Consider the following 25,658-nt stretch of genomic DNA (forward strand, 5'->3'; position numbering starts at 1 on the left):
TCCTTTGTTCAGGGGCCTTTCTTTCCGCGGGTATCGGACAGCACGCTTTCGAGTGCGTCGATGTGTTCGCGGGTTTCGTTTTCCAGGAGTTTCAACCGGCCGGCGAGCTGTTCCAGGCGCTCGGCCCAAACGGCCCCGAGGGTTTCCGCCAGCCGGATGCGCTGCTTGAGCCGTTCGTCCCGCCGTTTTTTATTGTAACGGCGATAGAATCGGATGGAAAGGAAAAGGTTGATCAGCGTGTAGCTCAGGAGGGCTGCGAGTCCTTTGGGGCTGAAGACGGCTTCGATCGCCGCCGCGATGAGCCCGAGCGCGCCGCCGAGGCCCGGGTCCTGAAGGAACGTCCGCCAGGCGCCGGCCCCCGTCAGGGCGATGAATAGGCACAAAGTGAGGGTTGCGAAGGTCAGGATCTGCCCGGCCCGGAAGATTCGGAAAGACGGCTGCAGGGTCTGTGACGCAGCCCTTTCACCGGTGGAGGCGAGGTCTGCTCCCAACTGTTCGAATGCGCCTTCGAGATCGAGCGTGGAGCGGACATCTTCCCAAAGGGTTTGCGGGAGATTTTCACGCAGAAAGCGGCTATGGAGTTTTTCCTCGAGCCATTGAAAAGGCCTCCTCAGGATGGCCGCCGTCCCTTCAGGCGGAAGGAGGACGCTGTGCCGGGCTTGGCCGCTGGAGGGTCGGTCGCCCCCGCGCCGCAGCGTCTGCAGGAGGAGGCCGATCCCGTAACTGGGGCCGACGAGGCCCGAAAGCTCCTCTGGCGGTTCTTCAGCCAGCGGGGTTTCTTCGCTGATCAGCCACGCGGCGAGGGCCTCGCGCCCCGTCGCGGTCCAATCGGAGCGTTTTGCCTCCACCCATTCAAGGGCGTCCAAGATCACCCTGGCGGTCTCCTCGAGAATCAGCCGTTCGGTTTCAAAGGGCGTCAGCAGCTGCTGGACCTCAGCGCCCAGATTGGCGGCCTTGATGGCGGTGATGGTCTTGACGCGCTGCTGATCGATCAGGTGGCGGCGGAAGAAATCGAACTGGTTCCAGACGGCCGGTTCGCCGCCGCTCCGGGCGTCCTCCGCCGAGACCGCGAAGAGGAGCGGGTCCTTGACCCCGTGTTGGAGAATCTGCTCTTTAAAGCCGTTCAGGACCGATGCAAGACGGTCCGTGGCTCCGCCCTCGCCGGGTTCGAGAAGCTGGTCCACCTTGTTCAGGACGAAGGTGAAATATTCGCGGGCCTTGGGCATCTCTTCCAGAAAGGCGTAAAACCGGCCGTCAGCGTATTTTTCGGGTGAGGCGACCCATACCAGGAGGTCGAGGTATTCGAGAAAATCGATGACATAGCGGCGGTTTTCACCGGCCAGGCTGTCGAAATCCGGCAGGTCGCAGAGCAGAAGCGCCTTCATGGCGTCGGCCTCGTGGGTGATCTCCTTCCAGGGCAGCTGGCGGAGCTCGGCCAGGGGCAGCGGGTCCGCGTGGATGTGGCGGTAGATCAGCACCCGGTCGGTGTGCGGCCTGCGGTGGCTGCTCGTTGCGATGTCGGACCCGGCGAGGGCGTTGAGGAGGGAGGATTTGCCGACGCCTGTGCCGCCGATGAGGCCGACGGTCAGAAAATGCCCTTCGATCCGGTCCAACTTCGCCTGGAGGGCCTTGGAACGGGCCTTCAACGACTGGCGCTCGCCGGGCGCAATGGAGAAGAGGGTCTCTTTTTCAAGGAGTCGCTGGATGCGATCGAGTTCCTTGCGCACATTCAAGCCGGGGTCTCGCATGTCAGGCGCTCACGATCGGTCTGGACGGCCCTTCGCGTCGGCGCGGGGTCGTTGTTTCAGCCATTTTCCGAGGAGCTGGACCGTTTCGGGAGGCGTCAGGAGTGCGGCGAGGCATTGCTCGTAGCGCATCCGCTGCTCGTCGATGACGGCGAGGAGTTCGCTCCGATACCGGTTTGCCAGTTCACGGGCGATCTTTTGTATCTCCTGGTAGGCGAAGAGTTCTGTCGTTCCTTTGGTCAGAAAGGGCGCGAGGGCGGAGTCGAGGACCGCATCCACCATGGTGAAGCCCCCGCCGATGACGATCTCGACCGCCAGGAGGAGCGCCCCCCAGACGATCGAGGCACTGTAGATGCCCCACTTCTTGCGGGTCGAAAGATGTTCGGCCAGATACCGGAACCGCTCGTCTATCCAGGCAAGCAGGGTTTCCTGACCTTGCAGGATGCGGGCTTCGATCTCGGCTTCGGTCAGGGGCAGGTCCGGGCGGCGCAGGGCGGCGGCGAGGGGGGCCCCGGCACCAGGCGGGGCAAACTCTTCCAGCACGCGGCGGTTCATCTGGGCCAGGGCGGCGGCAAGCGGGGAGCTGTCGGAGTATTTGCGCAGCTTCGCTAGGGCCTGCTTGTGGCGTGCCTCGCCCCCGTCCTTCCGGAGGCCTAGAAGGCGCAGGGGAAAGAGGACCGTTTCCTGGATCAGCCGTCGGGGCTTTGCCAGCGGGTCATAGCGGTTGAAGAGTTTGCGGATCTCGATGCGGATGTACTCATCGCTCTGCGCCTTGAAACGCTTTTGCTCCCCTTCCATGAGGAGGTCCGCTGTTTCCAGGGCGCACTGCTGGAGTGCACCCTGCCATTCCTTGGCGGCGGCGTCCTCTGCCTGGAGCAGGCCGAGCAGCCACTGGGCCGCCCGGCGGCTGCGCTCCACGCGGCGGCCTTGCTGCCGGCGCAGGCGTTCGCCGGATGAGGCCGGGTCGAGCGTCGCATGCAGCGCCGTTAGGGCGCGGCTCACATCCTCCAGGCCGCCGAGTTCGGCGGCCGTGCCGCCGGGTGCCGCCGGCAGGACCTGGATCAGCCGCCGATCGCATGTGATTCCCCGGCTCTCGAGGACCTTCAGGATATCTTCCACACCAAGGCCGCTGCGGACCTTGTTCAGAAGGTAGGCGGCCACCTTCCCGTCCTGGAAGGCCTCGAACAGGGCATCGAGCGGCACCTCGTCGGCATACTTCTCCGGACTGGCGACGAAAATGACCGCATCGGCCAGGAGGTAGAGATCCCGGGTGATGAGGCGGTTGCTTTCCTCCACACTGTCGACGTCGGGGGTGTCCACGACCACGAGATGGGAGAGGGTTTCGCGGCGGTGGCCGATGATCGACAGATGTCCCGGGGCGCCCGCCATGGGCTGGCGCAGGCCTTCCTCGGGGGAGGGCTCGTCGGGGTTTATGTCCGGAAAGGGGAAGTCCTTCCCGAGGTTCGTGTAGGCATGGGCATAGGCGATCGGGCCGAAGGTCTTGGGTCGTTCAACGCCGGTCACACTCAACAGCGCTCCGCAGAAGAGGTTGAAGAGGGTCGACTTGCCGGTGCCGGTTCCCCCTAGAAACATGACCCAGGCAACCGGGGATCCGGATTTGTAGGTGATCACCGCCAGTTGACGGGCAAGGTCCTCCGCCAGGCCCGGAATGGCGGCGCTTCCTTCGGTGAGGCCCGGATGGCGGACGTCGCGGATGGCGGAGATCAGGGATTCCAACGATAGCGGCTCGATGTTTCGGGTTGTGTGATGTCCCGGCACAAGGTGTCCTCACTGAAGATAAGCGGCGTTCGAAGCAGGGGTCGGCCGAAAAGCCCTTTTCCCGGATTGGAAACCGGGTTTTGCCGGATGCTCTTATCCAGATGGATACTAGCTTGCCCGGTCGAGCCCCGTCAAGGCGGTTTTGATGCTTTCATTTCTCCGGTCGATCGGCTATCCTCCGAAAAAATGGTGGCAACAATTTGGATACGCCCCTTGTGGCTGCGGAAAGTCGAGGTTTTTTAACGTGCAGAAAAGATGCCGGGTGGATGTCGTTCTCTTCGATTACGGCGGCGTTCTGGCCGAAGAAGGTTTCCGGGAAGGGCTGATGGCGATCGCGCGGAAGAATGGATTGGATCCCGAGGCCTTCTTTCAGACGGCCTCCGAGTGGGTGCATGCGAGCGGATATGTGACGGGGCAGGCCTCGGAGCAAACCTACTGGGAGCACCTTCGCCGGGAGACGGGTATCCAGGGGTCCGACGCCCATCTACGTCAGGAGATCCTGGATCGTTTCGTCCTGCGGCCCTGGATGATGGCGCAGGTCAAGGGATTGAAAGAGGCCGGCGTACGGTTGGCGATCCTGAGCGACCAGACCGACTGGCTGATGTGGCTCGACGGCCGCGATCACTTCTTCGAGCACTTCGAGGCCGTCTTCAACAGCTTTGTCGAGGGCCGAAGCAAACGGGATCCGGCCTTATTCGAGCAGGTTGTGCAGCGCCTCTGCACGCCCCCATCCGAAATCCTCTTTGTGGATGACAACCCGGGAAACATCGAGCGGGCTCGCGGCCGAGGGCTCGAGACCATCCTCTATCGAGACCGGAGAACCTTTGCGACGGAATTGTTGCGGTTCTGTCCCTTTCTGGAAATATCTCCCCCTTTGAACCTTCTCTCATAAATCTACAAAATTGTTGTATACTTGGGGTTCTCTCTACAATAATGCAGATAATAAAGATGGCCAGATCTGAGATTTGTATGTATATCTTATTGAAATAGCGATATTTTTTTCAGTTTGTTCTTTTTGGCATTGTGTTTGCTACATCTATAGGACACCTGACGACGTTTAATTGTTTGAATGACCATTATAAACCATTTGAATCGGCATCATCAATCAAGAGGAGGAAAACAAATGATTTGTCAGACGGAAGAAGATGTCAAAAGGATCGTGAAAGAGAAGAATATCAGCTTTATTCAGTTCTGGTTCACGGATGTCCTGGGGGTTTTGAAGAGTTTCGCCGTCACTCCCTCCGAATTGGAAGAAGGCCTGAGCGAAGGAATGGGCTTCGACGGTTCGTCGATCGAGGGTTTCGCCCGCATCCAGGAAAGCGACATGATCGCGAAGCCGGATGTGACCACGTTCCAACTGGTGCCCTGGCGGAGCGGCGATCGCCCGGTGGCCCGAATGTTCTGTGATGTGATGAATCCGGATGGAACCCCTTATGAAGGCGATCCGCGCTTCGTCCTGAAACGCCTCCTCAAGAAGGTCGCCGAAAAAGGCTACACCTTTTATGTGGGTCCAGAGCTCGAGTATTTTTACTTTCAGGACAACTGCGGTACGGAGTGCCTCGACAGAGGAGGGTATTTCGATTCCCGTCCGATCGATATGGGAAGCAATCTCCGGCGCGAGACGATTTTCGCCCTGCAGGATATGGGCATCCAGGTGGAATACAGCCATCACGAGGTGGCTCCGAGCCAGCACGAAATCGATCTGAGATATGACGAGGGCCTGCGCATGGCCGACAAGACCATGACCTATCGTCTGGTCGTCAAGGAGATCGCGCACAAAAACGGGGTCTACGCGACCTTCATGCCCAAGCCTATCTTCGGCCAGAACGGGAGCGGCATGCACGTGCACCAGTCGCTTTTCAAAGGGGAGCGGAATGCCTTTTATGATCCGAGCGACCGGTACAACCTCTCGGACGTGGCTAAACATTACATCGCCGGGATTATGCGTCATGCCCCGGAAATCACGGTCGTCACCAACCAGTGGGTCAACTCCTACAAACGACTGGTTCCGGGCTACGAGGCGCCGGTCTACGTCGCCTGGGCGCGGCGGAACCGCTCGGCCATGATCCGGGTCCCCATGTACAAACCGGGCAAAGAGGCGGCCACCCGGATCGAGTTCCGGTCTCCGGATCCATCGTGCAATCCTTACCTGGCCTTTGCTGTGATGCTGGGCGCGGGGCTCGAGGGGATCGAGAACAAATATGAGCTGCCCGATCCGATCGAAGAGGACATCTTCGAGATGAACCCGGCCGAGCGCAAGGCCCACGGGATCACCGATCTACCGGGAAACCTTTACGCCGCTACGCTCGAGGCGGAGAAAAGCCCGCTCGTCAAGAAGGTCCTCGGGGAGCATGTCTTCAATAAGTTTATCGAAAACAAGAAGATCGAATGGGATATGTACCGGACGCATGTCAGCGCCTTCGAACTGGACCGCTATCTCGCCAAGCTGTAGCCCCACGCCTGGGCCTTCTCTTTTTCCCCTGAGGCGTGAGTCCTCACCCCAAAAAGGCCTCACCGGTCGATAGGACCGGTGAGGCCTTTTTGATGGAGACCGTCGGTCGGGTCGGGCGGGATGGCGCTCCGGAGCGGCGCCGAAGGCCCTCAGGGCGCGAATTTCTCTTCCAGGAGGCGCTTGACCTTCCGGGCGTCCGCCTTTCCCCGTGTCTTGCGCATGACCTGCCCGATGAGGAAGTCCATGGGTTTGCGGTTGCCGCGCAGGACCTGGTCCACGATGTCCGGGTTTTCCCTCAGAACCTCGTTCAGATAATCCGAGAGGGTTTCTTCGTCCTGAATCGGTTTGAGGTTGCGGGCGGCGATGATGTCCCCGGCGCTTCGGGAGGTCGCGAACATCTCCTCGAGGACCGTGCGGCCTATGGCGTCCGTGATCGTACCCTCCGCGATCAGGTCGATGAGTTCGGCAAAAGACGCGTCCGGCACCGGACAGGCCTCGATGGAGAGGGAGGCGTCGTTCAGGAGTTTGAAGAGTTCCTTGATCAGCCAGGCCCCGAGGCGCCTGCAGTCCATGCAGCGGGCCGCGGAACGCTCGAAGTAGTCGCAGACGGCCCGCTCGCGGGTCAGGATCAGCGCGTCCTTGCGGGGGATCCCGTACTGCGCGATCACCCGTTCGATCTTCCGGTCGGGGAGCTCCGGCATGGCTCGTCGGACGGCCTCGAGGAACACGTCTTCGATCTCCACTTCGACGAGATCCGGATCCGGGAAGTAGCGGTAGTCCGGCGCGTCCTCCTTGCTGCGCATGGGGAGGGTGATCCCCTTCTGCTCGTCGAAGAGCCGGGTCTCCTGGTCGACGGCGCCGCCCGAGCGCAGGATCTCCGCCTGCCGCCGGATCTCGTACTGGAGCGCGTCGGCGATGAAGCGAAAGGAGGACATGTTCTTGACCTCCGTGCGGTTGCCGAAGTCCGGCTGCCCCTTTTTCCGCAGGGAGACGTTCACGTCGCAGCGCAGCTGCCCCTTTTCCATGCTGCAGTCGCTGATGCCGATATAGCGCAGGACCTGGCGCAGCTTTTCGAGGTACTGGCGGGCCTCCGGGATCGAGCGGAGGGGGTTGCGCTCATGGTCTGCGACGATCTCGAGGAGCGGGATGCTCGATCGGTTGTAATCCACCAGGCTGAAATCCGCCGCTTCGAAGGAATCCGACGAATGGACCAGCTTCCCGGCGTCCTCTTCCAGGTGGATGCGTTTGATCCCCACGGCATAGGGTTCGCCGTCGTCCCCGACGATCTCGAGGACCCCGTTTTCACAGAAGGGCTTTTCGTATTGGGAGATCTGATAGCCTTTGGGCAGATCCGGGTAGAAGTAGTTCTTGCGGGCGAACCGTGAACACCGGTTGATCTCGCAGCCCAGGGCGACGCCGGCGCGGATCGCGTATTCCACTGCCCGCCGGTTCAGGACCGGGAGCGCCCCCGGCTGGCCTGTGCAGACCGGGCAGCTGCAGTGGTTCGGGGCCGCGTCGTACCGGACCGGGCAGTCGCAGAAGAGCTTCGTCTCCGTCTTCAGTTCGACGTGCGTTTCAAAACAGATGATGGTCTCGAATTCCATGATCAGATCCGTCCCAAGAGCGTTTCGCAGGCGTGTCCGACGCGGAGGATGCTCGCTTCGTCGAAGGCCTTGCCGATGATCTGCAGCCCGACGGGGAGGCCTTCCACCCGCCCGCAGGGGATGCTCATCCCGGGCAGGCCCGAGAGATTGAGCGACACCGTGTAGATGTCCACCAGGTACATCTGGAGAGGGTCGTCCAGCTTTTCACCCAGTTTGAAAGGCAGACACGGCGAGACCGGTGCGAGCATGCAGTCGACCTCCCGGAAGGCGGTATCGAAGTCCTGTTTGATGAGGGTGCGCGCCTCCTGGGCCTTGCGGTAATAGGCGTCGTAGTAGCCGGCTGAAAGGACGTAGGTGCCGAGCATGATCCGCCGCTTGACCTCGCTCCCGAACCCCTGGCTGCGGGTGGCCGCGTACATCCCGAGAAGGTCCGTTTCCTCTTCCGAGCGGAAGCCGTACTTGACACCGTCGTAGCGGGCGAGGTTGCTGCTCGCCTCCGCCGTTGCGATGAGATAATAGGCGCTGATGGCGTAGCGGGCGTGGGGGAGGGAGACATCCACGATGCGGGCCCCGTTTTTCTCTAGCAGGGCGGCGGCCCCTAGGACGCTTTCCCGGATGCGCGGATCGAGCCCCTCGACGAAATATTCGCGCGGCAGGCCGATCCGAAGTCCGTCTACGCCTCGTCCAAGCCCCGCCGTGAAATCGGGCGCGGGGAGCGCGGCGCTGGTGGTGTCCTGCGGGTCGTGTCCGCCGATCGCGTTCAGGAGGAGGGCCGTGTCTTCGACCGAGCGCCCGAGCGCCCCCACCTGATCGAGGGAGGAGGCATAGGCGATGACGCCGAAGCGGGAGACGCGGCCGTAGGTGGGCTTGATCCCGACGCAGCCGCAGAAGGCCGAGGGCAGGCGGATGGAGCCCCCCGTGTCGGTCCCGAGGGCGAGGACGGCCTCTCCGGCGGCCACTGCGGCGGCTGACCCGCCGCTCGACCCGCCGGCCACGAAGCGCGGGTCGACCGGATTGCGGGTCGCCCCGAAGAAGCTGTTTTCAGTCGAGGAGCCCATCCCGAACTCGTCCAGGTTGGTCTTGCCGATGAGAACGGCGCCCTCGTCCATGACCCTGCGGACGGCGGTGGCGTCATAGGTGGCCTTGAAGTTATGGAGGATCTTCGAGGCGCAGGTGGTGCGGATGCCGCGCGTGCAGAGGATGTCCTTGATCGCCACCGGGATGCCGTTCAAAGGGGGAGTTCGTCCGCCGCTCCGCAGGCGCTCGTCCGCCTTCTGCGCCTGCCGGAGAGCGCCTTCGCGCTCGACGGTGATATAGGCGTTCAGCTCCGCTTCACGCTCGTCGATTCTCTGAAGCACGGAGCGGGTGATCTCGACCGAGGTCGTTTCGCCCGCCCTCAGCATTCGGGCCAGTTCGGCCGCGCTGCGATCGCATAGTTCCATCGGCTACCCTTCCAGGATCTTCGGGACCTTGAAATAGTCCGCTTCGCGCATAGGCGCATTTTCGAGGAGCGGCTCGATCTCCTTGCCTTCGCGCGGGGTGTCCTCCCTCCAGACGTTCCTGAGATCGAGGACGTGGCTCATCGGCGCAACGTCGCGGGTGTCGAGCGCCTGAAGGGTCTCGAAGTGCTCGAGGACCGCATTCAGGTCCTTCTGAAAGGCCCGGACCTCCGCGTCGTCGACCCTGAGCCGTGCGAGCCGGGCTACGTGCCTGACCTTCGCCGCGCTGATCCGTTCGCTGCGGACAGCCCTCTTCGATGGCCTTGCGGCGGAATCCTTGCCGGCGCCGCCGGCGGCCGCAATGCCGATGCCGAGCTCCTCCAGTTGCAGGGGGTCGACGCCCGCCGGGGCGCGGGTGAGGGGGCAGAAGGCGCTGCGGTTCTTCGGGAAGGCGATGATCTCCCGGATGTTGGGCTCCATCAGGATCATGGCGATTACCCGGTCGAGGCCGAGTGCGAGCCCTGCGTGGGGCGGTGCGCCGAACTCGAGGGCGTTCAGGAAGAAGCCGAATTTGCCTTCGGCCTCTTCGGGACTCAGTTCGAGGGCTTCGAAGATCTTCCGCTGCACTGCCATGTCGTGGATGCGGATGCTGCCGCCCCCCAGCTCTTCGCCGTTCATGACGAGATCGTAGGCCCGCGAGTTGAGCCGCAGGCAGGCCTGCACATCGCGGGGATCGAAACCGGTCCGGTCGGGCATGGTGAACGGGTGGTGCTGGGAGCTGAGCCGCCCCTCCTTCAGCTCGAAGAGCGGGAAGTCCGTTACCCAGAGGGGGCGGAAGCGGTTCTGAGGGATGAGGTCGAGCCGCTGGGCGACGTGGAGCCTCAGGGCGGCGAGGACCTTGTGGGCCAGGTCGCGGTCCGTGTCGGCGATGAGCATCAACACGTCGCCGTCACCGGCCTGGAAGCGCGCGACCAGCCCGGCCTGCTCCTCGGGACTGAAAAACTGGACGATGTTGGATTCGAGGCGACCGCCGGCGACCTTCATCCAGGTCATCCCTTTGCCCCCGAAGGCGGGGACGAGCTTCAGGGCGTATTCGTTCTGAAGGATGTTCTTGCTCAGGAGATCCGCGGCGCCTTTCACGCAGAAGCCCTTGATGAGGCCCCCTTCGTCCCGGATGCGCCGGAAGATGGCGTAGCCCGTTCCTTCGAAGAGATCGGTCAGGTCCTCGAAGGCCATGTCGAAGCGGAGATCCGGCCGGTCGCTCCCGTACCGCGACATCGCCTCCGCGTAAGTCATGCGGGGGAAGGGCCTCGGGACCTCGATCCCCCCGACGGCGAAGATCCGGCAGGTCAACTCCTCGAGCATCTCGTAGATGAACTCCTCGTCGATGAACGAGGCCTCGAGGTCGAGCTGGGTGAATTCGGGCTGGCGGTTGGGCCGGAGGTCTTCGTCCCGGAAGCAGCGCGCGATCTGAAAATAACGGTCCAGCCCGCCGACCATCAGGAGCTGCTTGAAGAGTTGCGGAGACTGGGGCAGGGCATAGAACTTTCCCTGGTGGGTGCGGCTCGGGACCAGAAAGTCCCGGGCGCCTTCCGGAGTGCTGCGGGTCAGAAACGGGGTCTCGATCTCGACGAAGCCGCGCTCGTCCAGAAACTCCCGGATGCACCGGACGATCCGGTAGCGCTGAATGAAGCGGGCCTGGACCGACGGGCGGCGCAGGTCGAGGTAGCGGTACTGCAGCCGCAGCTCTTCGTCTACGCTCTCAGGGGAGGATTTCAGCTCCTCCCCGAAGACCATGGCCTTTTCGGAGATCTGAAAGGGCAGATTTTTGGACCGGGCAAAGAGCTCGAGCCGCGTGGCGAACACTTCCACCCGGCCGGTCGCGAGGTTCGGGTTCTCGGTGCCGGGCTCCCGGAGATGGACCACCCCTTCAATCTCGACGACGTATTCCTCTTTGAGGCGGGTGGCCTCGAGATAGAGATCCGCTCCGGTCTGCGGGTTGAACACGACCTGCACGATCCCGCGGATGTCTCTCAGATGGATGAAGAGAAGATTCCCGTGGTCGCGGACGGCGTCCACCCAACCCATAAGGACGACGGCGCCGCCGGCCTGCTCCTGGCCGACGTCACCGCAGTAGGTTCTGTTTTTCCATTGCATCGAAAGCACCGGATAATTTTTGTGGATTCCTGACCAATCGTCTCTGGACGGATCGAAATTTCATAGTATATTATACCCGAATCAACCGATCAAGCCTTTCGTTCAGACACCCGCGTTTTTGAGGACGGCGCTCGAGGCGCCGCCGGCTGGCCGGCGGATTGGAAACTGCGTTGCACCGGGAAATTACTTCCGGATGGATACGAATTATAAAACATTTTTGTATTCATTATCGTAAAGCTCATACAAAAATGTTTTCCTTTTTGCAAGAAGTTCATGTGGATGCCTTTTAAGTGTTTGTAATAAAGAGAGATAAATTTTGGCGCTCTGATGGCATTATTGTTGCTAACAATTGATCCAGAAATGAATCTGAAATGGAATCCCGCAGAACGGGTGGAGGAGTCTCGAAACTAAGTCGTTTCCATCCGGAAATGGTCTTTTTGGCCAATCTCGGCGTCAATCTGCTCGTTTGCTTGTGCGGCGACCCACAGGTCGCCTCCGCGCAAACGCTTGATTTCCTTGATATTGGCCAAAAATCCTCATTTCCGGATTGGAAACTGGGTTCTACCGGAAATGGTCTTTTTGGCCAATCTCGGCGTCAATCTGCTCGTTTGCTTGTGCGGCGACCCACAGGTCGCCTCCGCGCAAACGCTTGATTTCCTTGATATTGGCCAAAAATCCTCATTTCCGGATTGGAAACTGGGTTCTACCGGAAATGGTCTTTTTGGCCAATCTCGGCGTCAATCTGCTCGTTTGCTTGTGCGGCGACCCACAGGTCGCCTCCGCGCAAACGCTTGATTTCCTTGATATTGGCCAAAAATCCTCATTTCCGGATTGGAAACTGGGTTCTACCGGAAATGGTCTTTTTGGCCAATCTCGGCGTCAATCTGCTCGTTTGCTTGTGCGGCGACCCACAGGTCGCCTCCGCGCAAACGCTCGATTTCCTTGACATTGGCCAAAAATCCTCATTTCCGGATTGGAAACGGGTTATACCGGGAAATCATTTCCGGATGGATACTGAGTCGTGTCCGGGTGGAGACAGGATAAGACCATCCAATCCGGTCGGATCGTTTCACTTTCCTCGCGCCGGCGGGTTGAACCGGCGTTTTTCGGTGTGAAAGACGGGCGTGGAAGACCGGACGCCCTTCATGGCGGCTGCATCTGGAAGGCTTGTAACCATCCGGAATGGCGCCGGTCCTGAAGCAGACCGCATGAACCAGCAAGAGATGAGAGGATAATAAAGACGTGACGAACGGACGAATATTCGGTGGTTTTCCGCCACCGCAGGGGTTGTACGACCCCGCCTGCGAGCATGACAGCTGCGGCGTGGGTTTTGTTGTGAACATCGACGGCCGCCCCGACCACGGGATCGTCGAGAAGGGGATCCGTGTCCTGAAGAACCTCGAGCATCGGGGCGCCATCGGCGGAGATTTGACCACGGGGGACGGTGCAGGGATCCTGTTCCAGCTGCCGGACGGTTTTTTCCGGCAGCGGTGCGGCGACCTCGGCATCGAGCTGCCGCAGGCCGGGAGCTACGGGGTCGGGATGTTTTTTCTGCCCCAGGCGGCGGACATCAGGGGGCGGCTGATGCAGATGGTGGAGCGCAAGGTCGTGCATGAGGGCCTGCGCTGTCTGGGCTGGCGCGCGGTCCCTGTCGACAGCGGCGCCATCGCCGGACAGGCGAGGGCGCAGCAGCCCTGCATCATGCAGTGCTTCGCCGCGGGAGACGCCGCGGCTGACCCGGCGGTCCTGGACCGGCGCCTGTATCTCGTCCGGAGGGAGGCGGAGCGGGCGGCTTTGGAGTGGCCCGGAGACGAGGCGGTCTTCTATGTGCCGAGCTTTTCCTGCCGGACGATCGTTTACAAGGGCCTTTTGACAGGCCCGCAGCTGCCGCTTTTCTATCCGGATCTCCTGGAGGAAGACCTGGTGAGCGCCCTCGCGGTGATCCATCAACGCTACAGCACGAACACGTTCCCCTCCTGGGAGTTGGCGCAGCCCTTCCGCCACCTGGCACATAACGGCGAGATCAACACCCTGAGGGGCAATCGGAACCTCTGGCGCTCGCGCGAATCGTCCCTGCGCTCTCCTCTTTTCGGGAATGACATCAAGCGGCTCCTGCCCGTGATCGACCCGCGCGGCAGCGACTCGGCCTGTCTGGACAACGCCCTGGAGTTCCTCTACAAGTGCGGGCGTTCCCTGCCGCATGCCATGTTGATGCTGATCCCCGAGGCCTGGGGGACGAAATACCCGCTGGGGCCGGACCAGAAGGGATTTTTCGAGTACCACGCCGGCCTCATGGAGCCCTGGGACGGCCCGGCGGCCGTGGCCTTCAGCGACGGCGCGCAGGTGGGGGCCATGCTCGACCGCAATGGCTTGAGGCCTGCGCGCTACACCATCACCCGGGACGGGTTCATGGTCTTCGCCTCCGAGACGGGGGTCCTCGACCTCGATCCGCGGGAGATCGCCGAGAAAGGGGCCCTCAGGCCCGGGCAGATGATCCTGGCGGATTTCGCGAAGAAGCGGGTCCTCATGAACGGCGAGATCAAGACCCTGGCGGCGCGCGCCCAGCCCTACCGGCGGTGGGTCGAGGAAAACCGGATCGCGGTTCGTGGATTCTACGGGACGGTCTTACCGATGAAACCGGACCGGGAAACCCTTTTCTACCGCCAGAAGCGCTTCGGCTACACCCGGGAGGATATCCACACCGTCATGGCCTTCATGGCCGCCAAGGGCCAGGAGCCGGTGGGTTCCATGGGGGCCGATTCGCCGCTGGCGGTCTTTTCGGAAAAACCCCAACTCCTCTACAATTACTTCAAGCAGCTCTTCGCCCAGGTGACCAACCCGGCCATCGATCCGGTCCGGGAGGAGCTGGTCATGTCGCTCATGACCTTCATCGGCAACCCGGGGAACATCCTGCAGGAGGTCCCGCAGAACGCCCACCTGATCAAGCTCCAGCACCCGATCCTGGCGAACGAGGACCTCCAGCGCATCCGGGACCTCAAGGTGGACCGGTTCCAGGCCGCCACGATCCCGATCGGTTTCCCTGCCGGTGGCACGGGCAAGGTCCTCGAAATGGCGTTGGATGCCCTCTGCGACCGGTGCGCGGAGGCGATCCGGCGCGGATCGTCCCTGCTGATCCTGAGCGACAGGGGCCTTTGCAGCGACGAGGCCCCCATCCCGGCGCTTCTCGCGACCTCGGCGATCAACCGCTGTCTGGTCGAAAAGGGGCTCCGGACCGGCGCCGGGCTGATCCTCGAAACGGGCGAGGCGCGTGAGGTCATGCACATGGCGCTGCTCCTGGGCTATGGGGCTACGGCGGTCAATCCCTATCTCGCCTTTGAGACCGTGGCGGACCTCTCCCTGAGCGGGCAGTTGGAGTCGCCCGTTGGAGTATCGGTGGCCCTCGAGAATTACATCAAGGCGCTCTGCAAAGGGCTGCTCAAGATCATGTCCAAGATGGGGATCGCGGTCCTGCGCAGCTACCGGAGCGCCCAGGTCTTCGAGGCCGTAGGGGTCGATGCTGCTGTGGCGGACCGGTACTTCACCGGCACGGCCTCGCGCGTCGGCGGCATCGGCCTCGACGAGATCGCCGAGGAGGCGAACGCCCGGCACCGCGCGGCCTGCGCCGCAGACAGGGTCGTCCCGATTCTCCCGTCCGGCGGATTCTACAAACTGAGGCTCGACGGTGAGCGGCATCTTCTTGCGCCCGGGGCCATCGCCGCTCTGCAGCGGGCCGTCCGGGAAAACGACCCGGGCCTTTATCGGGAATACGCCGCCCTCATCAATGAACAGAACGAACAGGTCTGCACGCTGCGGGGGATGTTCCGCTTCGGGGAGACGCGGGAGCCGGTGCCCATCGCGGAGGTGGAGCCGGTCGAGGCGATCGTCAAGCGGTTCGTCACCGGGGCGATGTCGTTCGGGTCGATCAGCCGCGAGGCGCACGAGGCGATCGCCGTCGCCATGAACCGGATCGGGGCCATGAGCAACAGCGGCGAGGGGGGGGAGGACCCGGCGCGTTACCAGCCGCTGCCGAACGGCGACAGCCGCTCGAGCGCGGTCAAACAGGTGGCGAGCGGGCGCTTCGGGGTCACCGCCGAGTACCTCGTGAACGCCAGGGAGATCCAGATCAAGGTGGCCCAGGGCGCCAAGCCGGGCGAAGGCGGACAGCTGCCCGGGCACAAGGTGAACGCGGAGATCGCGCGGGTGCGCTATTCGACGCCCGGCGTGACCCTGATCTCGCCGCCGCCCCATCACGACATCTATTCGATCGAGGACCTCTCCCAACTCATCTTCGACCTGAAAAACGTGAACCCGCGGGCGCGGATCTCCGTCAAGCTCGTCAGCGAGATCGGGGTCGGGACCGTTGCGGCCGGGGTGGCCAAGGCCCACGCCGACATGGTCCTCATCAGCGGGTACGACGGCGGGACGGGGGCCTCCCCCCTTTCCTCCATCCGGCACGCGGGCGCTCCCTGGGAGCTCGGGCTTGCGGATACCCAGCAGACCCTGGTTTTGAACGGCCTGCGCGGGAGGATCCGCGTCCAGACGGACGGCCAGATGAAAACGGGCCGGGATGTGGTGGTCGCCGCCCTCCTGGGGGCGGAGGAGTATGGGTTTGCGACCATCGCCCTGGTGGTGATGGGCTGCGTGATGATGCGCAAGTGCCACAACAACACCTGCCCGGTGGGGATCGCCACCCAGGACCCGGTCCTGCGGCGCCGCTTCGGAGGCCGGCCGGAGCACCTGATCCGCTACTTCGCGTTCCTGGCCGAAGAGGTCCGGGAATACATGGCCCGGCTCGGGTTCCGCACCATGGAAGAGATGATCGGACGGTCCGATCTCCTCGACATGAACCGGGCCATGGGGTTCTGGAAGGCGCGCGGGCTCGACTTTTCGCGGATCTTCTACCGCCCGCCCGATGACGGTGCGACCGTCTACCGGTGCGTCGAGGCCCAGAAGCACCCCATCGAGGACGTCCTCGACCGCAGGCTGATCGCGGAGTGCGCACCCGCCCTGGAGCAGGGGCAGAAGGTGGAGGTGAGCCTCCCCATCCGGAATGTCAACCGGACCGTCGGCGCGATGCTCTCCGGGGAGATCGCCCGGCGCTGCGGCAACGCCGGTCTGCCGGAGGACACCATCGTCTGCCGCTTCAGGGGCGCCGCGGGACAGAGCTTCGGGGCGTTCGGGGCGCGGGGTCTCACCCTGATCCTCGAGGGGGAGGCGAACGACTACCTGGGCAAGGGTTTGTCAGGGGGCCGGATCATCGTCAAACCTCACCCGGGTGCGGGTTTCGACCCCTCGCGCAACATCGTCGCCGGGAACGTCATCCTCTACGGGGCCACCGGCGGCGAGGTCTTCATCCACGGCCGGGCCGGGGAGCGGTTCGCTATCCGCAACAGCGGCGCCCTGGCGGTGGTCGAGGGGGTGGGGGACCACGGCTGCGAATATATGACCGGCGGCCGCGTGGTGATCCTGGGGGAGACCGGCATCAACTTCGGGGCGGGCATGAGCGGCGGGATCGCCTATGTCTATGACCCCGAGCGGCGCCTCGACCACCGCTGCAACCTCGACATGGTGGACCTCGAACTGGTCGCTGAACCGGAGGATGTCCGGGAACTCAAAACGATGATCGAAAACCACGCCCGGGCCACCGGGAGCGCCAAGGCCGCGGCCATTTTGGGCGACTGGGATGCGAGCCTGCCGTTCTTCGTCAAGGTCTTTCCGATGGAGTACCGTCGGGTGCTCGGGAAGATGACCAAGGAGGACGAGGCGACGGAGCGCGAGGAGGTGCAGCATGGGTAAGGTGACGGGTTTTCTGGAGTATCCGCGCCGGGAGCCGGGCTACCGCCCGGTGGCGGAGCGGTTGAGGGATCACCGGGCGGTCGAGCAGCAGCTCTCGCACGCGGAGGTGCAGCGCCAGGCCGCGCGCTGCATGGACTGCGGCACCCCCTTCTGCCATGCCTTCGGGTGCCCGCTCGGGAATATCATCCCGGAGTGGAACGATTGGGTCTACCGGGGAATGTACCATGAGGCGCTCGAACTTCTCCTCGCGACGAACAATTTCCCGGAGTTTACGGGCCGCGTGTGCCCGGCGCCCTGCGAGGCCGCCTGTGTGGCGGGGATCGGTTGGGACCCGGTCACCATCCGGCAGATCGAACTCACGGTGATCGAAAAGGGCTTCGAGGCCGACTGGATTCATCCGCTGCGCCCGCCGGTCCGCCACCGGGAGCGGGTGGCGGTGATCGGCGCCGGCCCGGCGGGCCTGGCAGTCGCCGACACGCTCAATCAGAGCGGCTACGCGGTCACGGTCTTCGACAGCGCCCGGCGCCCGGGGGGGCTCCTGCGCTACGGCATCCCGGACTTCAAGCTTGAAAAATGGGTTGTGGACCGCCGCATCGCCCTGATGGAAAAAGAGGGGGTCGTCTTCGAGCCCGGTGTCCGGGTCGGCGAGGATCTCTCCTACCATTATCTGCGGGACCGCCACCGTGCGGTCTGCCTCGCCTGCGGGGCCCGCGCCCCGAGGGACCTGAAGGTCCCCGGTCGTGGTCTGCAGGGGATCCATTTTGCCATGGATTATTTGACGGAGCAGAACCGGCGCGTCTCGGGCGAACTTCCGCCCTCTGCGGGCGGCATCCGGGCCGAGGGCAAGCGCGTGGTGGTGATCGGCGGCGGGGACACGGGCTCGGACTGCGTAGGGACCGCGATCCGTCAGGGGGCCCGGGAGGTGCTTCAGTTCGAGATACTGCCCAAGCCCCCGCGTGAACGCCCGGCATCCACGCCCTGGCCGATGTGGCCCAATATCTTGCGCGAAAGCCATGCCCACAAGGAAGGCTGCGGGCGACGCTGGTCGGTGACGACCCGGGCCTTTACGGGGCGGGACGGGGTGCTGACCGGTCTGCAGTGCGCCGAGGTTGTCTGGGAGAGCGTGGATGAGGGTCGACCGCCCGTCCCCCGGGAGGTCCCCGGCACGGACTTCGAGGTCGAGGCGGACCTCGTCTTCCTGGCCATGGGGTTCCTCGGACCCCGGGAGAACCGTATGCTGGAAGAACTGGGCGTTGCACGAGACGCACGGGGGAATGTGTGTGCCGATGCGCATCACATGACCTCGGTCGACGGGCTCTTCGTGGCTGGGGACATGCGCCAGGGGCAGTCCCTGGTGGTGCGGGCGATCGCGGACGGGCGAAGGGCGGCCGAGGGGATCATGGCCTATCTGAAGCGGTGCGGGTGCTGAGGGCTGCGTCACGGTTTGGCGCGGAACGGCGCGAGATACCAGTCGAGCGGGTTCAGGAGTGCAAAGCCGAGGGCCTCGAGCCGCCTCTTGATGCGGATGGTGTTGTTGGTGAAGATATAGGGAAAGAAGGCGCGTTGGCCTCGCTCCCAATCCCGCGCCACCAGGACGCTGCCGAGGCGTATGCCTTCTTCGGTGACGGCGTCTACGATCCGTTTCATCTGACCGGGGCGGTCGTCGGCCAGGACGCAGAGAAGCGTCCCGGGCTCGCTGAGTCCCAAGACCTCCTCGAAGGCCTGCAGCATGTCTCTGAGGGAGATGATCCCGACGACCCTGCGTTTTTCGTCCACCACCGGGAGGGTGCCTACGTGGGCCCTCAGAATGAGGATCAGCGCATCCTGGAGCGTGTGAACGGGGGCGACGGTGACGGGGTCTTTGGTCATGAGATCCTTCACCCGCACCGCTGCAAGCCGCTCCTGTTGTCCTTGGACTTCCTCCGGCGACAGCAACCCGGAGGGCAGGGCGCTCCGAAGGTCGCGGTCCGTCACGATGCCGACCAGTACCCCGCCCTCCCCGACCACGGGAAGCGAGGGGATCCCCTGCGTCTTCATCGTTTCCCGGGCCTCCAGCAGGCCGGCTTCCGGGCCGATGGTGACGACCCTGCGGGTCATGGACCGTTCGATGAACATAAGCTCTCCCTTTTGCTCAGAGGGCGGGGCGCTGTGTAAGGGTCCAGCAGCGTCCACATTTTGGCTCATAAAGATATTTATCAAATAGATTTAAACATTTATACGGTATAACCATCCAGTTTCCGGATGCGTCTCAACGGGTGGATCGGTGAACCCCAAGAAGGATCTCGAGGTGGTTCCGGATCAGCTCCGGCAGGCGTTCCAGACAGTACCCGCCCTCGAGAACCGAGACCAGCCGGCCGTTGGCGTGCCGCTCGGCCAAGTCCGTGATCCTCTCCATCATCCACGAAAAGCCGCTGGTCGACAGCTGGATGTTCGACATGTCGTCCTCCGCATGGGCGTCGAAGCCCGCGGAGACGAGGACGAACTCCGGCCGGTAGCGGTCGAAGGCCGGGATGAGATCCCTTTCGAAGGCACGCCGGTATTCCGCATCCCCTTCTCCGGGCAGGATCGGCGAGTTCAGGGTGAACCCGAGGCCCGGCCCGGTCCCCCTCTCGAACTCCCGGCCGGTGCCAGGATAGGCGAAGGTCGGGTGTTCGTGGATGGAATAGAAGAAGACGCCTGGGTCCTTTTCGAAGATGTGCTGTGTTCCGTTTCCATGGTGGACGTCGAAATCGACGATGCCGATCCGCTGGAGGCCCCACTCGGTCTGCAGATACCGGGCGGCGACGGCGATATTGTTCAGGAAACAGAAGCCCATCGCACGGTCCGTATCCGCATGATGGCCTGGAGGGCGGACCGCGCAGAAGGCGTTTTCGATCTCCCCCTCCATAACAAGCCGGACCGCCTCGAGCACTCCGCCGACGGCGAGGATGGCGGTGGCGAAGGTCTCCTCGCAGATCTGGTTGTCGGGGTGGTCCATATCGGAACGTCCCATCAGGCAGATTTCCTCGAAGCGGCGGATGTGGGCGATGCTGTGGACGGCCTCCACCCGGTGCGGATCGGCCGGAATGGCGCCGATCGGCACGAGCCGCCCGAGCAGCCCGTTTCCCACCGCCGCCCTGTGGATCACCTCCAGGCGCTCCGGGGCCTCCGGGTGGAAGGGGCCCGTGCGGTGGAGCAGGAAGCGCTTGTCATAGAGGAAACCCGTTTTTTTCATGGCCTGACGGGGTGAAGCCCCGGTTTGAAATGGTTCGTTCCGACCAAGCCCTCCAGCCTCTGCCACCTCCAGTGTTTTAGCCGGACGCTTCGGCAGCGCGGCGCGCGGCCTCCTCGCTCGAGGTTCGGCGGCATTCCGCCTCGGACGTCGCCCTTGTCCGACGTCGTTCTGATCTCTGGAACGGTTATCGACGCGGCGTCCCCTTCGGCCGCCGGGTCGAAAAACACCCAATCTCCGGGCTGTGGTTACCCCTCTTTCTTGAGGTGCGGCCCGTAGCCGATGGTCACGAAGGAGTCCCGGATTTCCTCCAGGATGACGGGGTCGTCGATGGTCGAGGGGACCGCGACCGTTTCCCCGTCGGCAATCTTGCGCATCGTCCCCCGCAGGATCTTGCCGGAGCGGGTCTTCGGAAGACGTTTGACCACCACCGCCTTCTTGAAGGAAGCCACCGCGCCGATCTCCTCACGGACCATCCGGACGACCTCGGCGACGATCTCCTCGTGCGGTCGGGTGACCCCGCTCTTCAGGACGATCATGCCGACGGGGACCTGCCCCTTCAGGTCGTCGGCCGCGCCCACCACGGCGCACTCCGCCACGTCCGGGTGCTTCGAGAGGACCTCTTCCATTCCGCCGGTGGAAAGCCGGTGTCCGGCCACGTTCAGCACGTCGTCCACCCGTCCCATGACGAAGACGTACCCGTCCTCGTCGACATAACCCCCGTCGCCGGTGAGATAATACCCGGGGTAAGGCTTCATGTAGGAGTTCAGGAACCGTTCGTCATCCTTCCAGAGGGTCGGCAGGTTGCTCGGGGGAAGGGGCAGCTTCACCGCGATCATCCCGTTTTCATTGGGGCCGAGTTCCTTTGCCGTCGCAGGGTCCAGGATCTTCAGATTGTAGCCGGGCATCGGTTTGGTGGCCGATCCGGGCTTGATGGGAAAGGTCTCGAGCCCCAGGAAGTTGCCCGCGATCGCCCAGCCGGTCTCGGTTTGCCACCAGTGGTCGATGACCGGCCTGTCGAGCAGGCGGCTGGCCCAATGATAGGTGTCGGGGTCGGTCCGCTCTCCGGCGAGGAAAAGGGCCTCGAACCGGCTGAGGTCGTAGGGTTTGAGGAAGGCCCCCTGGGCGTCCTCGCGTTTGATGGCGCGGATGGCGGTGGGGGCGGTGAAAAGCGTCTTGACCCGGTGCTGGGAGATCACGCGCCAGAAGGCGCCGGGGTCCGGCGTTCCGACCGGCTTTCCCTCGTAGACGATGGTGGTGGCCCCCATGAAAAGGGGCGCGTAAACGATATACGAGTGGCCGACGACCCAGCCGACGTCGGATGCCGCCCAATAGACGTCGCCTGGCCCGATATTGTAGATGTGTTTCATGCTCCACGTGAGGGCGACGGCATGCCCGGCGCTGTCTCGGACGACCCCTTTTGGACGTCCGGTGGTCCCCGAGGTGTAGAGGATGTAAAGCGGGTCGGTCGCCTCGACGGAGACGCAACCGGCGGGCTGGGCATGCGCCTCGAGGGCCGCCCAGTCGTGGTCGCGGCCGGGGGCGAGGGATGCCTCGACCATGGGGCGCTGGAAGATGACGCAGTGTTCGGGCTTGTGGACCGCGATTCGGATCGCCTCGTCCAGAAGGGGTTTATAGGGGATCACCCGCTTCACTTCGATGCCGCAGGAGGCGGAGAGGATGACCTTGGGCCGCGCGTCGTCGATACGTACGGCCAGCTCCCGGGCGGCGAACCCGCCGAAGACGACGGAGTGGATGGCGCCCAGCCGGGCGCAGGCCAGCATGGAGAGGACCGCCTCGGGGATCATAGGCATGTAGACGATGATCGTATCCCCCTTTTCGACCCCGAGGCCTTTCAGAAACCCGGCGATTCGGGTGACGCGGTCGAGGAGTTCCTGGTATGTCACGACCGCGACCGTGTCTGTCACCGGGCTGTCGTAGATCAAGGCCGGCTGTCTTCCCCTCCCCTCCTGCACGTGCCGGTCGACGGCGTTGAAGCAGGTGTTGAGACGCCCTCCCTTGAACCATTGACAGAACGGCAGCCTCGAGTCGTCCAGGACTGTGTCCCATTTTCGATCCCAGACGACCGCTTCGGCGGCCTTTCCCCAGAAGGACGCAGGTTTTTCGATCGATTCCGTGTACGCTTCTCGATAGTTCATAATCCCTCCGCTTGAAGTTGTTTTGTTCCGCATGCAGCCTGTCTGGGGGGCAAAAAACGCAGTTTCCATCCGGAGATGGTCATTTTCTTCACAGCCTTCGGCTGCTCAGTCCCACCGCTGCGCGGCGGGTCCCGGTTTCTTCACAGCCTTCGGCTGCTCAGTCCCAGCCCTCCGGGGCGGGTTCCGGTCTGGCCTATCTCAGCGTCAATCTGCACATGGGCTTGTGCACCGGCCTGCAGGTCGCTTCTACACAGCCGTCTGATTTTCCTGGTATGGGCCAAAAAATCCTCATTTCCGGACGGGGGACTTGCGCGTGCTGGAGCATTGTTTCCGGACGATCACTAAAAGGTTTTTTCAATCGGCGCTATTTCAGCCGCTTCGAGATGATCTTGAAAGATTCGGTGCCTGCCTTGACGAGGAGTTTGAAGCAAACGGTTTCGGTGGCGGTGATGACGGCCCCGGCATCCCGCATCTCCTCGATCCCTATCCTGAAGTTATTTTTGGTGCGGCTGCAGACCGCATCCCGCACGACCTGGACGACGTACCCTGCACGGATCAGGCCAAGGGCGGTCTGGAGGATGCAGATATGCGTCTCCATCCCTGCCAGGAGCATGGCGGGTTTGCCCGCCGCCGCCACCTTTTCGATGAACCCGATCTCCCGACAGCAGTCGAAGGCCGCTTTTTCGAACGGTTCGTAGGCCGGCAGAGCGGCCTGGATCTCCTGCAAGGTGGGTCCCAGGCCTTTGGGGTGTTGTTCGGTTAAAATCACCGGGATGTTCAACACTCGGGCGGCCTCCAACAGGTGGAGGCAGTTGCCGACCACCGCCTCCTTCACCTTCTCCTTCATGGCGGCGGCGAGTTTCTCCTGGAGGTCGATCAGGATCAGCAGGACCTGTTCTTTTCCGAGAAGGAATCTGTCACCCATAAGGCCTCCCAAGCGATCCAAAGGGGTGGACGTTCAAGCGCGGCGGGCATGGAGGCGATGCCCTCCACCGCCCGCCGCTTCAGGTGCGCGGCAGGGTCATCAGAGGCAGGCCGTTAGAGGCGCTCCTTGACCAGGTTGTCGACGACCGACGGGTCGGCCAGGGTGGACGTGTCCCCGAGTTCATCCAGTTGCCCTTGGGCGATTTTGCGCAGGATGCGGCGCATGATCTTGCCGCTGCGCGTCTTGGGGAGCCCAGGGGCGAACTGCAGTTTGTCCGGGGATGCGATGGGGCCGATCACCTTGCGGACATGCTGGATCAGGGTCTTCTTCAGTTCGTCGCTCGGCTGGAAGCCCTCCTTCAGGGTCACGAAGACATAGATCCCCTCGCCCTTGACGTCGTGGGGGAAGCCCACCACGGCGGATTCGGCCACGGCTTCATGGCTGACGAGGGCTGATTCCACCTCTGCGGTTCCGAGGCGGTGTCCGGAGATGTTGATGACGTCGTCGATCCGCCCCATGAGCCAGTAATCCCCGTCCTCATCCACCCGCGCGCCGTCCCCGGTCAGGTAAACACCGGGCAGACGCGAAAAATAGACCTCCTTGATCCGCTTGTTCTCCGGGTCGCCGTAGGTTCCCCGGAGCATCCCGGGCCAGGGTTTTTCGATGATCAGGTAGCCGCCTTCATTTTTTCCGGCCGGGGTTCCGTCCTCTTTCACGACCTTCGGAAAGACGCCGGGGAACGGCCGGCAAGCCGAGCCGGGTTTGAGGGTCATGGCCCCGGGGAGCGGCGTGATCAGAATGCCTCCCGTCTCCGTCTGCCACCAGGTGTCGACGATGGGCAGCCTGCTCTTTCCCACATGCTCATAATACCACATCCAGGCCTCGGGGTTGATCGGTTCCCCCACGGTTCCCAGCAGACGCAGGGACGAGAGATCGTGGCGGGTCACCCAGGAGGTTCCTTCACGCATGAGGGCCCGGATGGCGGTGGGGGCGGTGTAGATGATATTGGCCTTGTGTTTGTCCACGATCTCCCAGAACCGCCCGGCGTTCGGGTAGGTGGGGATGCCTTCGAACATGAGGCTGGTGGCGCCGGCTGCGAGGGGCCCGTAGACGATGTAGCTGTGCCCGGTCACCCAGCCGATGTCAGCCGTACAGAAGTGGATGTGCTCGTCGTGGTAATCGAAGATCCACTTGAAGGTCAGGGTAGTGTAGAGCAGATAGCCGCCTGTCGTGTGGAGGACACCCTTCGGCTTTCCGGTCGATCCGGAGGTGTAAAGGATGAAAAGCGGGTCCTCCGCGTCCATCACCTGCGGTTCGCAGAAGTTGGCCACCTCCGGGGAGGCCATCTCGTCGTGCCACCAGACATCCCGCTCGGGGTCCATGGCCGCTTCGCCCGCCCGGTTGACGACGATCATCCGGGTGACAAAAGGACAGACCTTAAGGGCCTCGTCGGCATTGGCCTTGAGAGGGACGAGCCTGCCGCCGCGCACCCCGTTGTCGGCGGTGACCACCATGCTCGACTGGCAGTCCTGGATCCGGTCCTGGAGAGACTGCGGGCTGAAGCCGCCGAAGACGATGCTGTGGATGGCGCCGATCCGCGCGCACCCCAGCATGGCGATGACCAGCTCCGGGATCATCGGGAGATAAATGGTGACTCGGTCGCCCTTCTTGATCCCGTGCTTTTTGAGCACGTTGGCGAAGCGGTTCACCTCGTAGGCGAGCTGCTGGTAGGTGTAGGTCCGGTAGGAGCCGTCGTCCGCCTCCCAGATGATCGCCGCCTTGTTGCGGGTGGGGCCGTCGAGGTGGCGGTCGAGGCAGTTATAGGAGGCGTTCAGCTTGCCGTTCACGAAGAATTTGATAGAGGGTTTGTGAAAATCCCAGTCCCAGACTTTGTCCCATTTCTGGTACCAGCTCAGATGGGTTTCAGCCATTTCGCCCCAGAATCCCTCAGGGTCCTCCGTCGAACGTTTGTAGAGCGCCTCGTATTCGGCCATGCTCCGGATATGGGCTGTTTTGCTGAATGTCTCCGGCGGCGGGAAGGTCCGCTCTTCGGACATCAAGACCTTGATGCTTTCATCGACCATCGGGATAGCCTCCTGTTCATAAAGGGGTGTCGAAGGCCCGGACAGACTCCCGCGGTCTTCCAATGCCGAAGTCTGGTCCGGGTGCATCGAAAAGGATGAAATAGGGAGAATTCCCATGTGCCTCAAAATCTGTACCAACAGGTTCGATCGAGATCTGGACCTGCGCCCGGATTTTCTCTTGATGAGGCACATGCAATGATCTTGCCTGCGAGCGGTGAGGTCGCCTCGAAGCCCTCCGATTGCGAACTTATCCGCGCTTACGTTTATGGACAACAAAGGTTGATATCCCAAGGGAGTTTTCGAGCCG

Annotated in this window: 18 protein-coding genes; 8 read left to right on the top strand and 10 right to left on the bottom strand. The window is 63.0% G+C overall.

Features of this window, described 5'->3' with window-relative positions:
- Positions 1-8: 8 nt before the first annotated feature.
- The gene (locus tag ACZ500_RS03035) at positions 9-1,727 is read right to left on the bottom strand and encodes a GTPase (RefSeq protein WP_464232986.1); all 1,719 of its coding nucleotides are present in this window, start codon (positions 1,725-1,727) and stop codon (positions 9-11) included.
- Between the two features lie 30 nt (positions 1,728-1,757).
- Positions 1,758-3,524: a hypothetical protein gene (locus ACZ500_RS03040; protein ID WP_464231060.1), complete on the bottom strand. Its 1,767-nt coding sequence runs from the start codon at positions 3,522-3,524 to the stop codon at positions 1,758-1,760.
- 244 nt (positions 3,525-3,768) lie between these two features.
- On the opposite strand from ACZ500_RS03040, the gene ACZ500_RS03045 reads away from it, so the two are divergent.
- Both ACZ500_RS03045 and ACZ500_RS03050 read left to right on the top strand, forming a co-directional pair.
- Positions 3,769-4,416, top strand: coding sequence for an HAD family hydrolase (locus ACZ500_RS03045; RefSeq protein WP_464231061.1), 648 nt, complete (start codon positions 3,769-3,771; stop codon positions 4,414-4,416).
- Positions 4,417-4,647: 231 nt separating this feature from the next.
- On the top strand, positions 4,648-5,976 hold the full coding sequence (locus tag ACZ500_RS03050) for a glutamine synthetase family protein (RefSeq protein WP_464231062.1): 1,329 nt from the start codon (positions 4,648-4,650) through the stop codon (positions 5,974-5,976).
- 149 nt (positions 5,977-6,125) lie between these two features.
- Here the strand turns inward: ACZ500_RS03050 and gatB are convergent, their stop codons facing one another.
- Genes gatB through aspS form a run of 3 tightly spaced genes read right to left on the bottom strand, consistent with a single transcriptional unit; the run spans position 6,126 to position 11,176 of the window.
- Entirely contained in the window at positions 6,126-7,580 is a 1,455-nt protein-coding gene (gatB, locus tag ACZ500_RS03055; RefSeq protein WP_464231063.1) for an Asp-tRNA(Asn)/Glu-tRNA(Gln) amidotransferase subunit GatB, read from the bottom strand.
- Between the two features lie 2 nt (positions 7,581-7,582).
- The gene (gatA, locus tag ACZ500_RS03060; protein WP_464231064.1) at positions 7,583-9,022 is read right to left on the bottom strand and encodes an Asp-tRNA(Asn)/Glu-tRNA(Gln) amidotransferase subunit GatA; all 1,440 of its coding nucleotides are present in this window, start codon (positions 9,020-9,022) and stop codon (positions 7,583-7,585) included.
- A gap of 3 nt (positions 9,023-9,025) precedes the next feature.
- Positions 9,026-11,176: an aspartate--tRNA ligase gene (gene aspS / locus ACZ500_RS03065; protein WP_464231065.1), complete on the bottom strand. Its 2,151-nt coding sequence runs from the start codon at positions 11,174-11,176 to the stop codon at positions 9,026-9,028.
- A gap of 428 nt (positions 11,177-11,604) precedes the next feature.
- Between aspS and ACZ500_RS03070 the strand changes: the two genes are divergently transcribed.
- The 5 genes from ACZ500_RS03070 (at position 11,605) to ACZ500_RS03090 (ending at position 18,401) form a co-directional block, all read left to right on the top strand.
- The gene (locus ACZ500_RS03070) at positions 11,605-11,829 is read left to right on the top strand and encodes a hypothetical protein (protein WP_464231066.1); all 225 of its coding nucleotides are present in this window, start codon (positions 11,605-11,607) and stop codon (positions 11,827-11,829) included.
- Between the two features lie 59 nt (positions 11,830-11,888).
- The gene (locus tag ACZ500_RS03075; RefSeq protein ID WP_464231067.1) at positions 11,889-12,122 is read left to right on the top strand and encodes a hypothetical protein; all 234 of its coding nucleotides are present in this window, start codon (positions 11,889-11,891) and stop codon (positions 12,120-12,122) included.
- Positions 12,031-12,291, top strand: a complete 261-nt coding sequence (locus tag ACZ500_RS03080; RefSeq protein WP_464231068.1) for a hypothetical protein — start codon at positions 12,031-12,033, stop codon at positions 12,289-12,291. Before ACZ500_RS03075 ends, ACZ500_RS03080 begins: the two co-directional genes overlap by 92 nt.
- Before the next feature lie 127 nt (positions 12,292-12,418).
- Positions 12,419-16,972: a glutamate synthase large subunit gene (gene gltB / locus ACZ500_RS03085; protein WP_464231069.1), complete on the top strand. Its 4,554-nt coding sequence runs from the start codon at positions 12,419-12,421 to the stop codon at positions 16,970-16,972.
- Positions 16,965-18,401 (top strand): glutamate synthase subunit beta, encoded by a 1,437-nt coding sequence (locus ACZ500_RS03090; RefSeq protein ID WP_464231070.1) that lies wholly within the window; start codon positions 16,965-16,967, stop codon positions 18,399-18,401. The genes gltB and ACZ500_RS03090 overlap by 8 nt, the downstream gene beginning before the upstream one ends.
- A gap of 8 nt (positions 18,402-18,409) precedes the next feature.
- Here the strand turns inward: ACZ500_RS03090 and ACZ500_RS03095 are convergent, their stop codons facing one another.
- The 3 genes from ACZ500_RS03095 to ACZ500_RS03105 all read right to left on the bottom strand — a co-directional run bounded on the left by ACZ500_RS03095 (position 18,410) and on the right by ACZ500_RS03105 (position 22,375).
- Positions 18,410-19,087: a CBS domain-containing protein gene (locus ACZ500_RS03095; protein ID WP_464231071.1), complete on the bottom strand. Its 678-nt coding sequence runs from the start codon at positions 19,085-19,087 to the stop codon at positions 18,410-18,412.
- A 133-nt stretch (positions 19,088-19,220) separates the two neighbouring features.
- On the bottom strand, positions 19,221-20,186 hold the full coding sequence (locus ACZ500_RS03100) for a histone deacetylase family protein (protein ID WP_464231072.1): 966 nt from the start codon (positions 20,184-20,186) through the stop codon (positions 19,221-19,223).
- 245 nt (positions 20,187-20,431) lie between these two features.
- A complete protein-coding gene (locus ACZ500_RS03105) occupies positions 20,432-22,375 on the bottom strand; it encodes a propionyl-CoA synthetase (protein WP_464232987.1) in 1,944 nt (647 codons plus the stop codon).
- A gap of 42 nt (positions 22,376-22,417) precedes the next feature.
- On the opposite strand from ACZ500_RS03105, the gene ACZ500_RS03110 reads away from it, so the two are divergent.
- A complete protein-coding gene (locus tag ACZ500_RS03110; RefSeq protein WP_464231073.1) occupies positions 22,418-22,687 on the top strand; it encodes a hypothetical protein in 270 nt (89 codons plus the stop codon).
- Positions 22,688-22,706: 19 nt separating this feature from the next.
- Here the strand turns inward: ACZ500_RS03110 and ACZ500_RS03115 are convergent, their stop codons facing one another.
- Together ACZ500_RS03115 and acs are read right to left on the bottom strand one after the other, a co-directional pair.
- On the bottom strand, positions 22,707-23,267 hold the full coding sequence (locus ACZ500_RS03115) for an isochorismatase family protein (protein WP_464231074.1): 561 nt from the start codon (positions 23,265-23,267) through the stop codon (positions 22,707-22,709).
- Positions 23,268-23,380: 113 nt separating this feature from the next.
- Positions 23,381-25,351 (bottom strand): acetate--CoA ligase, encoded by a 1,971-nt coding sequence (acs, locus tag ACZ500_RS03120; RefSeq protein ID WP_464231075.1) that lies wholly within the window; start codon positions 25,349-25,351, stop codon positions 23,381-23,383.
- Positions 25,352-25,658 lie beyond the last annotated feature (307 nt).

Source organism: Desulfatiglans parachlorophenolica (genome assembly GCF_055394735.1).